The organism is Thalassobacillus sp. C254, from assembly GCF_001310615.1.
In genome coordinates, this window is sequence record NZ_BAXQ01000021.1 from 49556 (window position 1) to 64634 (window position 15079).

The following is a 15079-nucleotide window of genomic DNA, read 5'->3' on the forward strand; positions in this document are numbered from 1 at the left end:
TCACCCTCTTTTCCAGCGAGTTCCTTGAGGAGTGTCCTCCAGGATGATTCCCTGCTCCTTTAAATCATCTCGAATTTTGTCGGCTAATGTAAAATCACGATTTTTCCTCGCTTGAATACGCTTTTGAATCAAAGCCTCTATCTCTTCATCAAGGATTTCTTTCTCTTCTTCTACGGTCAGGCCAAGAATATCTCCTATTTCTTTGATTATCCCTATAAAGGCGGAAAGGACCTTCTTGGAGGAATGCTCAGCCTGCATGCAGCGATTGGCTTCCTTGACTATATCAAAAAGCACAGCAATTCCATTGGCGGAATTAAAGTCATCATCCATTTCTTTGATAAAAGCCTTTTTGTGCTGATCAATCAATTTCAACCACTCTTCTTCGTCTCCAGCGTCTGCACTTTCTTCCAAGCGGTGTTCAAGGTTGCTGACCGTGGATTTAATCCGGTCCAGGCTGCTTTTTGCACTCTCTAATAATTCACTGCTGAAATTAATAGGAGTACGGTAATGTGCCTGCAGCATAAAGAAACGAACCACATCGGCCGGATGTTCCTTAATAATGTCATGCACAAGTACGAAGTTGCCAAGAGATTTCGACATTTTTTCATTATCTACTTTAATATACCCATTATGCATCCAGTAATTAGCCATCGCCTTTCCAGTAAGGGCTTCTGACTGTGCAATTTCATTTTCGTGATGAGGAAAAGCAAGATCCTGTCCTCCTGCGTGTATATCTATCGTATCACCAAGGTATTTTTTACCATGCAGAACATTCAATATGCCACCCTGGACGACCCTTTCCCCATGGGCTATCCCAGGAAATTTCCCCCTCTTTCGCTTTTTTCCATAATACAAAATCCAGAGGATCTTTCTTCTTTTCTCCCACCTCTATCCGAGAGCCAAGCTGAAGGTCTTCAATGGATTGATCTGAAAGTTTCCCATAACTGTCAAATGCTTTTGTTTTAAAATAAACGTCTCCCTCCGCTTCGTATGCATACCCTTTATCCTCCAAAAGAGTGATGAAAGTAATAATGTCCTCCATGGTGTCAGTAACTCGCGGGTGAAGATCGGCTTCCTTGACTCCGAGGGCCTTTGTATCCTCATGATAAGCCTCAATAAATTTTTCAGCTAATGCAGGGACCTCTTCTCCCAATTGATTCGCCGCTTTTATAATCTTATCGTCGACATCAGTAAAGTTAGAGATATACATTACCTCGTAACCTTTGTAGTCCAGATACCTGCGTACCATATCAAAGACAATGGCAGGCCGGGCGTTTCCTATGTGAATATAGTTATAAACCGTTGGACCGCAGACGTACATTTTCACTTTTGTTTTCTTCCAGCGGTTTGAAGGGTTCTTTCTTTCTAGTTAGCGTATTATAAATGCTTACTGTCATCGCTGCTCACTTCCCTGTCTTTGTTCTTCCTTTTGTTTTTGCCGCAGTACCTTCACCTCTTGCCGCAGCTCCTCTAATTCTTCTTCCAGCTTACAAAATCTATCTGTAACAGGATCAGGAAGAAGGTGGTGATTTAAGTGCCCGTCTTTATCTTCATCTACTTTCACACCATCTTGAATGACGACTTTTCCAGGGATTCCAACTACCGTTGAGTTATCCGGCACCTCTTTTAAAACCACAGATCCGGCTCCAATCCGGGCATTTTCCCCGATCGTCATTGAACCGAGCACCTTTGCTCCGCTTGCAATCAGAACGTTGTCTTTAATGGTCGGGTGTCTTTTTCCTTTTTCTTTCCCTGTACCCCCAAGGGTCACTCCTTGGTAGATGGTGACGTTATCACCTATTTCACACGTTTCCCCAATGACAACACCCATTCCGTGATCAATAAACAAGCGCTGTCCAATTACTGCACCCGGATGAATTTCAATTCCGGTAATAAAGCGACTAAATTGAGACAAAAGCCTCGCTAAAAAGAAAAGCTTGCGCTGCCATAAGAAATGCGCTACCCGGTGAGCCCATACAGCGTGAACTCCTGAATAAGTCATAATAACTTCAAACCGGCTCCGCGCTGCCGGGTCTTGTTCAAACACTACATCAATGTCATTTTTAAATGTTTTAAACATAGTTTCTCCCTCTTTTTCCCATTAATATGCCGTGCCCTCGTACACTCCAAAGTCTTTTTCCCCGTTACTATTTGGCACGAAAAAAAGCGCCCTGTGCCATTGGCACAGAGACGCTTACATAAGCGCGGTTCCACTCTGCTTAAGGATCAGAGAAATATAGATCCTTCCCTTCATCAGTTAACGGCTTAAGCCGCCCCAGCATACTTACTCTTCAGCCAGGGACTCTAAGGTGCATGTTCAGGAAACTCTTCCTACGACCACTTTCAGCCAAGGTGATCGTCTCTGTTTAGGAGGGCAGCTTCCTTACTTATCCTTATCAACGTTTTCTCTATATTCAGCTTTTGTTTATTTGTATTGATTAACAGCTTGTCTTAGACGGGTTTTCACAACATCAGGCCCAAGCAATGAGATTGCATGGGGAAGCTCCGGCCCATGTGTCTGCCCAGTAACCGCTACACGAATTGGCATAAACAGCTTCTTCCCTTTCTGCCCGGTTGCCTTCTGTGTTGCCTTCACTGCCTTCTTCACATCTGCTGGTTCAAATCCTTCTAAGGCATCTATTTCCTCAGCAAACTGTTTCATAACTTCCGGCACCTGCTCTTCAGCAAGTACCTCCTTTGCTTCTTCATTATACTCGATTTCTGTTTTAAAGAACAGATCTGTCAATTCTACAATTTCTGCAGCATAATGCATTTGTTCCTGGTAAAGAGCGACCAGCTTCTTAACCCACTCTCGTTGTTCTGTATCCAGTGATTCTGGAAGTTTTCCCGCTTCTTGAAAGTGAGGAACAGCCAGGTCTGTGAGCCGCTCTGTATCCGCTTCTTTTACATACTGATTGTTCATCCAGGCAAGCTTATCTGTATCAAAAACAGCCGGTGCTTTTGATACACGTTCAAGAGAAAATTGTTCAATAAGCTCATCCATAGTAAAAATCTCTTCTTCTCCTACTGGAGACCAGCCAAGAAGTGCCAGGAAATTAACTATCGCTTCTGGCAAATAACCGAGGTTCTTATACTGCTCGACAAACTGCATGATTGATTCGTCCCGCTTACTCATCTTCTGACGATCTGGGTTAAGGATGAGAGAAGCATGAGCAAACTTCGGCTTTTCCCAGCCAAAAGCTTCAAATACAAGAGCCTGGCGAGGAGCATTGGACAAATGTTCTTCAGCCGGATAACGTGTGAAATTTTCATCAAGTGGTCATCGACTACTACGGCAAAGTTATATGTCGGCACACCATCGCCGCGGGCAATAACGAAGTCGCCAATTCCGTCAGTTTCAAAAGTTACTTCCCCGCGGACAGCGTCATCTATCACCACTTTTTCTCCTTCCTTCACGAGAAAGCGAATAACCGGCTTGATGCCTTTTTCCTCATAAGCTTTACGCTGTTCGGCTGTCAAATTCCGATCCCTGCCACTGTACTTGGGTGCCTGGCCTTTAGCGAGTTGTGCTTCACGCTCAGCAGCCAGCTCCTCTTCTGTCATATAGCAATAATACGCTTTTCCTTCTTCAAGGAGCTGTTCTATATATTTTGTATAAACATCCATGCGCTCCATGCTTCGGTAAGGACCATATTCTCCGCCTATATCTACACTTTCATCCCATTCAATTCCCAGCCATTTTAAACTGGCCATCAGCTTCTCTGTGGCAGTCTCCACATTTCTCGCCTGGTCTGTATCCTCTATCCGTAAGATAAACTTGCCGTTTTGGCTGCGGGCAAACAGATAATTAAATAAAGCAGACCTTGCTCCGCCGATATGAAGATGACCTGTGGGGCTTGGAGCAAACCGCACTCTTACTTCTTTTGACATACTTAACACCCTTCCACCTATTCTTTATTTCTAGTGAGCTTATTATTTGCTTACAAGCAACACTACGGCCTGGGAAGCAATTCCTTCTTCCCTTCCTGTGAAGCCAAGCTTTTCTGTCGTTGTTGCTTTTACATTCACTTGGGAAACATCCCCCTCCAGCAGTTCAGCGATTTTCTCTCGCATCCCCTGAATGTAAGGAGCCATTTTCGGCCGCTGGGCCATAATCGTACAATCAATGTTGCCAAGCTCGTAGCCTTGCTTTTTTACAAGCATATATACATGTTGAAGCAGCTCTGCAGAGTCTGCATCCTTAAACGCTGGATCCGTATCCGGGAAATGCTTTCCAATATCACCTTCACCAATCGCTCCAAGGCACGCATCAGCTATCGTATGCAAAAGTACGTCAGCGTCTGAATGACCTAAAAGACCTTTTTCGTGGGGAATCTCAATACCACCAATGATTAAAGGACGACCCTCCACTAATTGATGAACATCAAACCCTTGTCCTATTCTCACGCTCAGTCTCCTCCCTTCCTTTTCTCAAGAATCGCTTTGGCAATAATTAAATCCTCGGGGGTGGTCAATTTAATGTTATCGTATTCCCCCTCAACGATATGTACCTCTTGGCCGGTAAACTCAACAAGGCTGGAATCATCAGTTCCCTGGTGATTTTTTTCAAGCGCATCTTCATAGGCCCTGACAACAAGCTCATGATGGAAGCCTTGCGGTGTTTGTATGGCCCACAAATTTTCACGAGGAACCGTATCCTTTACTATCATCTCTGCTCCCCGTTTCACTGTATCTTTCACTTTCACACCAAGAACCGAGGCCCCTGTGGATGCTGTCTTTTCCACAAGATCATGTACCCGTTCAATGCTGACAAACGGCCTGGCCCCGTCATGGACCAGCGTTATGCCCCCTTGATTATCTAAGGCTTTCAACCCTTTATACACACTGTCCTGTCGTTCTTTTCCTCCAGGAACAAGTGGTGATATCTTGGTGAAGTGGTAAGAGTCTAAAAGTGCTTTCATTTCCTCTATTTCTTTTTCATTTACTACTATGATGATCTCTTTACACCAGTGATCTTTTTCAAATATAGCCAGAGTATGAACTATCACCGGATCGTCATCTAAAGTAATAAATTGCTTGTTTTTTTCTGCTTTCATACGTTTGCCCTGGCCGGCTGCCGGGACCACTACTTTATATTCCATACTACCTCTCCGTCACAGTTTCCGTCTATTTTAAGGCTCTTCTATGATACACTTGATCAGGCTGGAAAATCAAACGAGAATCATACAAAAACCCTTCTTTTCATGCTTTATCAGATGCCAGTCGAAATAGCAAAAACAGACGATTTTGTAAAAATAAAAAACACTCCCTTCTAATATCCGCCCGTTTGGTCAGGACAGTCTACTAAAAGGCAGTGTCAAGGTCTTCACAAAGCTTTTTCCAGGAGCTTCGGCTTAGCAAAAATCATGCGGCCGGCGCTAGTCTGCAGTACGCTTGTAACCACTACTTCGATTGTTTTACCTATATAGTTGCGGCCGCTTTCTACTACAATCATTGTTCCATCATCTAAATAGGCAATACCCTGGTTCTGCTCTTTTCCATCTTTAATCACTTGAACATTAAGCTCTTCTCCAGGAAGCACTACAGGCTTCACCGCGTTTGCCAGGTCATTGATGTTAAGAACAGGGACTCCTTGGAATTCACACACCTTATTCAAATTAAAATCGTTTGTAACAACCATGCCATTCATCACTTTCGCAAGCTTCACAAGCTTGCTGTCCACTTCCTGGATGTCTTCAAAATCCCCTTCATAAATATGGACTTCAGAGCTTAACTCTTTTTGGATTTTGTTCAAGATATCCAGTCCCCTGCGTCCACGATTTCTCTTCAATACGTCAGAAGAGTCAGCAATATGCTGAAGCTCCTCCAGCACAAATTCAGGAATTACTAACACACCTTCCAAGAAGCCAGTTTGGCATATGTCTGCGATTCTGCCATCAATGATCACACTGGTATCGAGGATCTTAACTTTTGAAAGGTCACTAGGCTGTTCTTCTGAATCCTCTTTTCTTTTTTCCTTAGCTGTCGCTTTGGAGGCAGTAAACAGATTAATTAGTTCCTCTTTCTTTTTAAAACCTACCTGGAAGCCAAAATAACCAAGAAAGAACGAGATAAAAATAGGAAGAACCGTCGTCAGCACAGGAATTTGAATAGTATTTAAAGGAATGATAATCAAATACGCCACAATCAAACCAAATGCGAGACCTGTTGTTCCAAATAACACGTCTGTTACAGGGCCTTTACAATCGTTTCTTCCATCAAACGCATAACATTCACGATATAATCAGCCAGCCAAAATGTCAGAAGATATAAAATCAAAGCACCGAGAACAGCTCCTGCATAAGGACTTTCTAACCAAGCAGGCGCATCAGTTGTAAGAAAAGATATAAGTTCAGGAATAAATAAAAAACCTAGTGCGCCGCCAACAAGTATAAAGAACAACTGTACAATCCATCTTAACATTTTTGGTTCACCTCCCTTTCCTTATTATAGACAAATCTCCTTTTTTGAAACCTATGAAACTCAATTTCACACGAACTTACAGAATGTAAAGGGACTGCTCTTTCATCGTAATAAAATATAACACAATTGTCAATTTCAAACATTCCATTATATATTTACCAATCAGAAGAAGTCAAGTAACAATACTCCCCCTTTTCACTTCCCTTAAATATGGCGGTCTATAAACAACTGCTCTTGTATCCTGTTTAGTCCTTCTTTTATTTTTCTGGCCCTGGCTTCACCAATTCCCTCTACCTCATCTAGTTCTGCAATAGAGGAAACCATGATTTTGTTTACCCCCTCGAACTCTTTTACAAGGTTTTCAATAATAGAAGCAGGGAGCCTCGGAATTTTGTGTAGGATACGGTAACCGCGGGGAGAAACAGAATGCTCCTGGTGATTGACCTGCCTAGGATAACCAAGAAGCTTAAAGATGATGGAATCATCAAGGAGTTCTTCGTTTGAAAGTTTCTGCATTTCCTTCAATATATCCTTTGCGATTAAAGTCTCATTTTTGACGTAATCCTTAATTAGGTATACAGCCTCTTCTTCTATGTTGGAAACTAATTCGTTTAGCTGCATTGTAATTAAGCGACCTTCATTTCCAAGTTCACTAATGTAGTTAAGTATTTCGTTTTTTATGCGAAGAACCATTTCAACACGGTGAATGACCTGGGATACATCCTGAAAGGTAACAAGCTCTTCAAACTCTAAAGCCCCTAAGTTTGTTATGCTTTGATCTAACACCACTTTATACTTCTCTAAGGTTTGAATTGCCTGGTTAGCTTTTGTTAAAATCATGCCCATATCTCTTAATGAATACCTCTCATACCCTTTATACAAGGTGATAACATGTCGTCGCTGAGAAATGGAAATAACCAGCCCGCCTGTCTGCCTTGCGACACGTTCAGCCGTTCTGTGCCGAATCCCTGTTTCAGTTGAGGTAATACCGTTATCTGGTACAAGTTGTGTATTTGCATATAGAATTTTTTTGCCGTCCTGACTTAAAATAATTGCTCCATCCATTTTAGCCAGCTCATACAGATAAGCAGGTGAAAATTCACAATTAATATAAAAACCGCCGTCTACAATTGACTTCATTTCGTCGGTGTACCCTAACACAATAAGTCCGCCTGTTTTTGCCCGAAGAACATTATCTATTCCTTCTCGCAGGGGTGTGCCGGGAGCAACATAGTGCAAGACGTTTTCCATTACATTGTTTTTCTTTTTGTCAGTCATGCTGCAGCCTCCCTCTTCTTCCCTTTTCCTTTTGTGCGCACGGCATTAAAGCTTTTGGCCGCTTATTTTCCCTTCCTGTTTACCACGGCCTCTGGTTTCCTTCAGAGGTTACCTGAATAGCTTCCTCTAAGGTAGAAACCCCTACAACTTCAATTCCCTCTGGTATTGTCCAGCCTCCCATGTTTTTTTGAGGGATAATGGCTCGTTTAAAGCCAAGTTTAGCTGCTTCACCGACTCGCTGTTCTATCCGGGATACGCGGCGGATCTCTCCTGTCAGGCCGACTTCTCCCATTACCACGTCAGTCGGCTGGTAACCTGGTCTCTAAAGCTGGAAGCAACACAAATAGCTATCGCCAGGTCTACAGCAGGCTCATCTAGCTTAACTCCTCCTGCCACGTTTAAAAACGCATCCTGGTTCTGCAGCAAGAGTCCGACTCGTTTTTCTAAAACTGCCATTAATAAAGATACTCTGTTATGATCAACACCAGTTGCTGTTCTCTTTGGATTTGCGTAGCTTGATGGGGAAACCAGGGCTTGCAGTTCCACCAGCACCGGCCTTGTGCCCTCCATGGAGCCGCTACAATAGATCCCGCCACTCCTTTAGAGCGTTCCTCCAGGAAAATTTCCGATGGGTTTTTGACTTCTACCAGTCCATGCTCTTTCATTTCAAAGATCCCAATCTCATTTGTTGAACCAAAACGGTTCTTTACTGCTCTTAAAATCCTGTAAGTATGGTGCCTCTCTCCTTCAAAGTAAAGGACTGAATCCACCATGTGCTCTAACAGCTTTGGTCCTGCAATGCTTCCCTGCTTTGTCACATGTCCAACAATAAAGACCGCAATTCCTCTTGTTTTTGCAATTCTCATAAAGGATGAGGTAGTTTCTCTTACTTGAGACACGCTTCCTGGGGCAGAAGTTATTTCAGCCTGGTGAATGGTCTGTATAGAGTCAATGACCACCATGTCTGGTTCCACTTCATCAATTGCCCGTTCTATATACTCCATATCTGTCTCTGCCAGCACAAACAATTTATCAGCTTGAATGGTTAACCTGTCTGCCCTAAGCTTTGTCTGCTTTACAGATTCTTCACCTGAAATATAAAGTACTTTATGATCCTGAGCTGCCAGAATCGCAGACATTTGAAGAAGAAGAGTAGACTTTCCGATCCCCGGATCTCCTCCTACTAAAACAAGAGATCCTGGTACAATCCCTCCTCCTAATACCCGGTTGAGCTCCATGATAGAAGTATTAATTCTCGCTTCTCTTTCGCCTGATATCTTGGTTATGGACTGGGGCTTTTGCCTTTTGCCGTCTGTGCCGCTCCCTAACCCTGTCCGGGAAGCTCCTTGCTTTTTCTTGTCTTCAATTTCTTCAACCATCGTGTTCCAGTTTTGACAGCCTGGGCAACGCCCCATCCATTTGCTGGATTCATAACCGCATTCTTGACAAATAAACTTGGTTTTTATTTTTGCCATACCTAACCCTCACTTTATTATATGTATCCTGTAATCTATTTTACCACGCCCTCACAAAATTCCTTGAGAGATAAACTTCCCCCATTATATCCAGTACCTGTTTTAATTTGCCCTTTCCTTCCATGAGAAAAAGAGCTAAGTATGTAATAGAAAAGCCGGGAGAGTATCTCCCGGCTTTAAAGGTGGTTATGCGTTAGCTTCTGACTCTGACTTGGTCACCACGATAAACTCTCCATCTTGTACATCAATGATGGCTTTTCCGCCTTTTTCAATATTTCCTCGAAGTACTTCTTCAGATAAACGATCTTCCACTTGCTTTTGAAGCGCCCGGCGAAGGGACGTGCTCCATATTCCGGGTCGTACCCTTCATCTGAAATTTTGTCTTTTGCCGCATCTGTTAATTCAAAGCTGATCCCGTATTCCGCCAGTCGTTTTCTAAGCTGTTCTGCCATCAGGACAACAATTTCCTTGATGTGTTTCTTTTCCAGGCTGTGGAAGACGATAATTTCGTCGATACGGTTTAAGAACTCAGGCCGGAAAGCATTTTTCAATTCTTTCATAACCTTATCTCTCATATCCGCATGCTCTTCATCACCAGATTGTGTGGCAAAACCTACATATTTATTTTGTTTTAAGGCGCTTGCTCCTACGTTAGAAGTCATAATAATTGCCGTATTTCTAAAGTCCACTCTTCTTCCTTTAGAATCTGTCAGGAAACCGTCTTCTAATACTTGAAGAAGGATATTGAATACTTCGGGATGAGCTTTTTCAATTTCATCCAAAAGAATGACAGAATATGGTTTACGGCGAACCTTCTCAGTAAGCTGTCCTCCTTCTTCATATCCTACATATCCTGGTGGTGAACCAACAAGCCGGCTTGTTGAATGCTTCTCCATATACTCAGACATGTCGATTCGAGTAACTGAGTCTTCATCGCCAAACAAAGTCTCAGCTACAGCACGAGCTAGTTCCGTTTTCCCTACCCCTGTTGGTCCTAAGAAAATAAATGAACCAATCGGACGCTTTGGATCCTTTAAGCCAGCACGAGCTCTACGCACGGCCTTGGAAATCGCTTTAACCGCTTCCTCCTGACCAATCACACGATTATGAAGGATTTCCTCCATACGAAGGAGACGCTCTGTTTCTTCTTCAGCAAGCTTGGAAACAGGTATACCTGTCCAGCTGGCCACTACCTGGGCAATATCTTCTGTTGTAACCTCTGTATTTTCTTGTCCTTGCTTTTCTTTCCACTCGTCTTTCATTTGCTCAAGCTCTTCACGAAGATGCTGTTCACTGTCTCTTAAAGAAGCAGCTTTTTCAAATTCCTGGCTCTGCACCGCTGCATCTTTTTCCTTGCGGGTTTCTTCCAGCTTCTGTTCGAGCTCTTTTAAGTTAGGAGGGGCTGTATAAGAGCGCAAACGAACTTTCGACCCTGCTTCATCAATAAGGTCAATAGCTTTATCTGGTAAAAACCGATCTGGAATATAGCGGTCAGAAAGCTTGACAGCTTCTTCAATCGCTTCATCAGTAATTGTTACCCGGTGATGAGCTTCATAGCGGTCTCGAAGGCCGATTAAAATCTGGGTAGACTCTTCCAATGTTGGCTCATCAACCTGGATTGGCTGGAATCTCCGCTCAAGAGCAGCATCCTTTTCAATGTATTTACGGTACTCATCCAACGTAGTGGCTCCGATACATTGAAGCTCTCCACGAGCAAGAGAAGGTTTAAGAATATTCGAGGCATCAATCGCTCCTTCTGCTCCCCCGGCACCAATCAGGGTATGGAGCTCATCAATAAACAAGATAATGTTGTTTGCCTGACGAATTTCTTCCATCACCTTTTTTAAACGGTCTTCAAACTCCCCGCGGTATTTAGTACCGGCAACTACCGTACCCATATCAAGGTCATGACTCGTTTGTTACGAAGAATTTCTGGAACCTCGTTAGAGATAATAGCCTGGGCAAGCCCTTCAGCTATCGCTGTCTTCCCTACTCCAGGCTCACCAATAAGGACAGGGTTGTTCTTCGTCCGTCGGCTTAATACCTGGATCACTCTTTCAATTTCTTTACTGCGTCCGATAACCGGATCTAACCCTTCTTCTTTCGCTACCGCAGTCAAATCTCTTGCCAGACTGTCCAGGGTAGGTGTATTCGCATTAGCAGAGCTTGCGCCGGACGGCTGCTGGTGGCTGCTGCTTGATGCTTCGTTGCTTCCAAGCAATTGAAGCACCTGCTGTCTCGCTTTGTTCAAGCTGACACCTAAATTATTTAACACCCGTGCAGCTACACCTTCTCCTTCACGAATAAGACCAAGCAAGATATGCTCTGTTCCTACATAGGAATGACCAAGCTTTCTTGCTTCATCCATGGAAAGCTCGATGACTTTTTTTGCACGTGGAGTGTAATGAATGGTTTTTGACCCTTCTTGCCCAGTGCCTATTAAAGCTTCCACTTCTTTTTGGATTTGCTCTGAGCCAAGGTTTAGGGCTTGCAGGGCTTTTGCTGCAATTCCTTCTCCTTCGCGGCATAAACCAAGCAGAATATGCTCTGTTCCAATATTATTGTGTCCAAGTCGGATAGCTTCTTCTTGTGCAAGTGCAAGTACTTTTTGAGCGCGTTCTGTAAATCGTCCAAACATCATGATACGGACACCTCCATTTTAAGTACTAATCATTTGTTTCTTCTAATTTTAGTCGTTCACGAATCAAAGTAGCTCTGCGGATGTCCCGTTCATTGGCTGAGAGAGTCTCTCCTGCAAACTGCTGCAGGAAACCAGGCTGTGTCAGAATCATGAGTTCATTAAGAATATTACCCGTTATTCCTTCAATTAAATCCAGGTCTATCCCTAAACGCAAATCAGACAACCGTTTTGCTGCTTCCTTGGATTCTATGATTCTGCTGTTACTAAGGATCCCGTAAGAGCGGAACACCTTATCTTCTATTTGGACCCGCGAAGATTGAAACAGTCTCTCTCTGGCTGCTCTTTCATGCTGTATGACCTGCATGACCACTCCCCTCAGTCTTCGACTATATCCTCTTCAGACTTTCCTAATGTCATTTGGTTTGATATTTGAAAAAGGTTACCTAAAGCTTCGCTGCCTTCTCCGTAAATTCCTCTTACGACAAGGCCGAGCTGGTTAATAGCCGGCAATATCCTGTTTAACTGTTTAGTCATTACCAACGCAGGTAAATGCATCATTACAGAGGCTCTCATCCCTGTGCCTACATTCGTAGGGCAGCTTGTAAGATAACCCCTTTTTTCATCAAATGCATAGGTAACCTTTTCTTCTACCCAGTCGTCCAATCCTCCTGAAAGGACTAGACCTTCACTTAACTGAAAGCCTGGAAATAAGCATTGAAGTCGCAAATGATCTTCTTCATTAATCATAATACTAATGGATTCATCTTCACTCAGCATGACGGCTCCATGGATCGAGCTTTCCGCTAAATGAGGCTGATAAGATGTTTTTCAACCAGCACTTTCTTTTCATTGCTCGATAAGTCTTCCATTTTAAGAAGTTCAAGTTCACCTAAGGAACTGTACCCCTCTTTTCCAAGCTCAGAAGATAAATAGTTCAGCAGTGTTCTTGCAGAATCTTCGTTGGCGATAATAGGAAAAGGATAGTCTTCCAGGTTTCTCGCCAATCGAAGTCTCGTGCTTAATACTATATCTGCATCAGGGCCCTTTTGATTTTTCATCCAAGGACTGATGGCTTCTGAGAAAAAACGTTGAAGCGACATCATTCCCCCTCCCCTTTATCTTGAATGCTTTTTTCAAGTTCCCGTATTTGATCCCGGATCTCTGCTGCTTCTTCAAACTCCTCGCTAGCTATATACTGGCGCATCTTTTCTCTCAGATCATCTATTTGCCTGCTGAGTTTTAAGCGCCCGCCGATGCGTTTAGGAACCTTCCCTGAATGCAAATGATTGCCACTGTGCACTCTTTTAAAGATGGGGTCAAGCTTTTTATCAAACGCCTGGTAACAGTAGGAACAACCAAACCTTCCTTTTTTGGCAAAGGTTTCATAATTCATGCCGCACTTATTACAAACCAGCTGTCTTGGACGCCGGGTTTGAGTGGATGAACTTGAAGACTTAGGAGGCTCAAAATTCAGCAGACCCGATAACAGGTCCTGAATAGAGTAATTCGGTACATACATTGATTCTCCTTTTTCTTTTGCACACTGGTCACAGAGATGAACCTCGGTTTTTTTTCCATTTATAATATTCGTAAAGTGAAGTGAGGCTGTTCTTTCCTGGCATTCCTGACAGAGCATATCCATTCCTCCTCCCCGTTTTGGCGCCTTATTCTCTATATTTCAAGCTTTTCAGCATAGCCTTTAAAATATTTGCCCGCAAAAGGTCGCGCTGGACCGACTGGGATAATGCCAGCACCTCACGCTGTAAGGCTGATATCATTAAGTTAGCCTCTCGTTTTGTGATGGCTTCTTCCTCGTACAAACGCTTCACTATACTTTCGGCAGATCCTGGTCAATTCCTTTTCCGATCAAATCAATAATTTGGTCGCACAGTTCAGCATGGTCGGCAGGCTTCACTTTAATGATCCGGATATATCCGCCGCCTCCGCGTTTGCTTTCGACAATATAGCCTTTTTCCACAGTAAAGCGAGTCCCGATGACGTAATTAATCTGGGAAGGCACGCAGTCAAATCTCTTTGCTAATTCACTTCTTTTAATTTCAATTAGATCCTGGTCACTTTGGGTGAGGACAGCTTTTAAATACTGTTCAATTATGTCTGATATATTCCGCATCCCAGTGACCTCCCTTCTCCCTGGCTCGATATTGACCTTGACTATATTTGACTATAAATATAGTACAAATAATTTGAAAATGCAAGTAGAACCCCTCTTTATTATGCCCAAAAAAGGAGCTCTTTCATTCTCATGCTTTTTCTATTCTTAGTTCATGTATGCCATCACATTCTTGAATTGCTTCGTAAACATGAGCTTGATGAACCTCTTTTTTTCGTTCTATTTCAATTTTATACGCCAATAAGGCTGTTTCGTCTCCTGTCACCTCTTCCATGTTTATTTTGTTTATCTCAACGTCCAGCACTTCTAAAGAATAAATGACTTGCGACAGCTTGTTTTCCTTTCGGTTTGCCTGCAGATATATAACTTCAAATTGTGAAGGCTTCTTAAAAAAACGATCTACTTTTGAAAGGTAACGCAGGCTGATAATGACAATACCTGTGGTTAGTAACGCAGCAAAATACATTCCTGAGCCTGCGGCCAAACCTATTCCTGCGACCACCCAAATGGAAGCAGCCGTTGTTAATCCCCTGACTGATGCACCTTGGACAATAATTGTGCCCGCTCCAAGAAACCCTATTCCGCTTATGACATAAGAAGCCAAACGGGAAGGGTCAAAAGTAACCAGTTCAGGATTTTCAGCCATATATGGCTGAAATCCAAATAACGCCAATAACATAACAAGAGCAGAGCCTACTCCTACTAAAAGGTGAGTCCGAAAGCCTGCATTTCTATGTTTTTGCTCTCTTTCCAGCCCTACTAAACCAGCGAGACTTGCAGCAAATAATAAGCGCAAGCTCATCACAACATAATCATTATTGAGCCATTCAGCTTCCATCTACACCCTACCCCCTCTTTGCAAAAGCACACCAAACCTATTTCTCTTTGTATTTGTCTTTAAACCTATTTTCAGGTTCCTTCATATTTTCCTCTTTGCTTTACGTAACTCCTTCATCTTTCACTTTGTAATTAGTTCCAAACCCTAGAAAAGAAGATAATTTTGATTATCTACTCTATGGGAGACAAGGAAGAGAAATGCATGTAAACTCGAAAGGAGATACCCACAATTCATCCCCAGACAAAAGAACGCAAAAAAAGCACCCATGTTGTGGGTGCTTTTAGAGTTTGCCT

General features: G+C 43.0%; 7 protein-coding genes, 8 pseudogenes and 1 other annotated feature. All 15 genes and pseudogenes read right to left on the reverse strand.

What is annotated here, in order from left to right; genetic code table 11:
• Positions 1-1397 (reverse strand): annotated as a pseudogene (cysS, locus tag JCM19033_RS16725) (cysteine--tRNA ligase).
• Positions 1394-2080, reverse strand: coding sequence for a serine O-acetyltransferase (gene cysE, locus JCM19033_RS16730; protein WP_054637144.1), 687 nt, complete (start codon positions 2078-2080; stop codon positions 1394-1396). Before cysE ends, cysS begins: the two are co-directional and overlap by 4 nt.
• 103 nt (positions 2081-2183) lie before the next feature.
• Positions 2184-2409: a binding site (T-box leader), on the reverse strand.
• A gap of 16 nt (positions 2410-2425) precedes the next feature.
• Positions 2426-3891: pseudogene (gene gltX, locus JCM19033_RS16735) on the reverse strand (glutamate--tRNA ligase).
• A gap of 42 nt (positions 3892-3933) precedes the next feature.
• Positions 3934-4407, reverse strand: a complete 474-nt coding sequence (gene ispF, locus JCM19033_RS16740; RefSeq protein WP_054637145.1) for a 2-C-methyl-D-erythritol 2,4-cyclodiphosphate synthase — start codon at positions 4405-4407, stop codon at positions 3934-3936.
• 2 nt (positions 4408-4409) lie between these two features.
• On the reverse strand, positions 4410-5102 hold the full coding sequence (gene ispD, locus JCM19033_RS16745; protein WP_054637146.1) for a 2-C-methyl-D-erythritol 4-phosphate cytidylyltransferase: 693 nt from the start codon (positions 5100-5102) through the stop codon (positions 4410-4412).
• 224 nt (positions 5103-5326) lie between these two features.
• A pseudogene (locus JCM19033_RS28385) lies at positions 5327-5926 on the reverse strand (PIN/TRAM domain-containing protein); the annotation flags it as partial.
• A gap of 68 nt (positions 5927-5994) precedes the next feature.
• Positions 5995-6202 (reverse strand): annotated as a pseudogene (locus JCM19033_RS28390) (PIN domain nuclease); the annotation flags it as partial.
• Positions 6190-6423, reverse strand: coding sequence for a hypothetical protein (locus JCM19033_RS28395; protein ID WP_374701261.1), 234 nt, complete (start codon positions 6421-6423; stop codon positions 6190-6192). The pseudogene JCM19033_RS28390 and the gene JCM19033_RS28395, both read right to left, overlap by 13 nt.
• A 204-nt stretch (positions 6424-6627) precedes the next feature.
• Positions 6628-7701, reverse strand: coding sequence for a DNA integrity scanning diadenylate cyclase DisA (gene disA / locus JCM19033_RS16755; protein WP_054637147.1), 1074 nt, complete (start codon positions 7699-7701; stop codon positions 6628-6630).
• Between the two features lie 79 nt (positions 7702-7780).
• Positions 7781-9176 (reverse strand): annotated as a pseudogene (gene radA / locus JCM19033_RS16760) (DNA repair protein RadA).
• 186 nt (positions 9177-9362) lie between these two features.
• A pseudogene (gene clpC / locus JCM19033_RS16765) lies at positions 9363-11817 on the reverse strand (ATP-dependent protease ATP-binding subunit ClpC).
• A gap of 25 nt (positions 11818-11842) precedes the next feature.
• Positions 11843-12917, reverse strand: a pseudogene (locus JCM19033_RS16770) (protein arginine kinase).
• The gene (locus JCM19033_RS16775; RefSeq protein WP_054637148.1) at positions 12917-13453 is read right to left on the reverse strand and encodes a UvrB/UvrC motif-containing protein; all 537 of its coding nucleotides are present in this window, start codon (positions 13451-13453) and stop codon (positions 12917-12919) included. The pseudogene JCM19033_RS16770 and the gene JCM19033_RS16775 overlap by 1 nt, the downstream one beginning before the upstream one ends.
• 28 nt (positions 13454-13481) lie before the next feature.
• A pseudogene (locus tag JCM19033_RS16780) lies at positions 13482-13948 on the reverse strand (CtsR family transcriptional regulator).
• A gap of 130 nt (positions 13949-14078) precedes the next feature.
• Positions 14079-14786 (reverse strand): MgtC/SapB family protein, encoded by a 708-nt coding sequence (locus JCM19033_RS16785; RefSeq protein ID WP_054637149.1) that lies wholly within the window; start codon positions 14784-14786, stop codon positions 14079-14081.
• Positions 14787-15079: the final 293 nt, after the last annotated feature.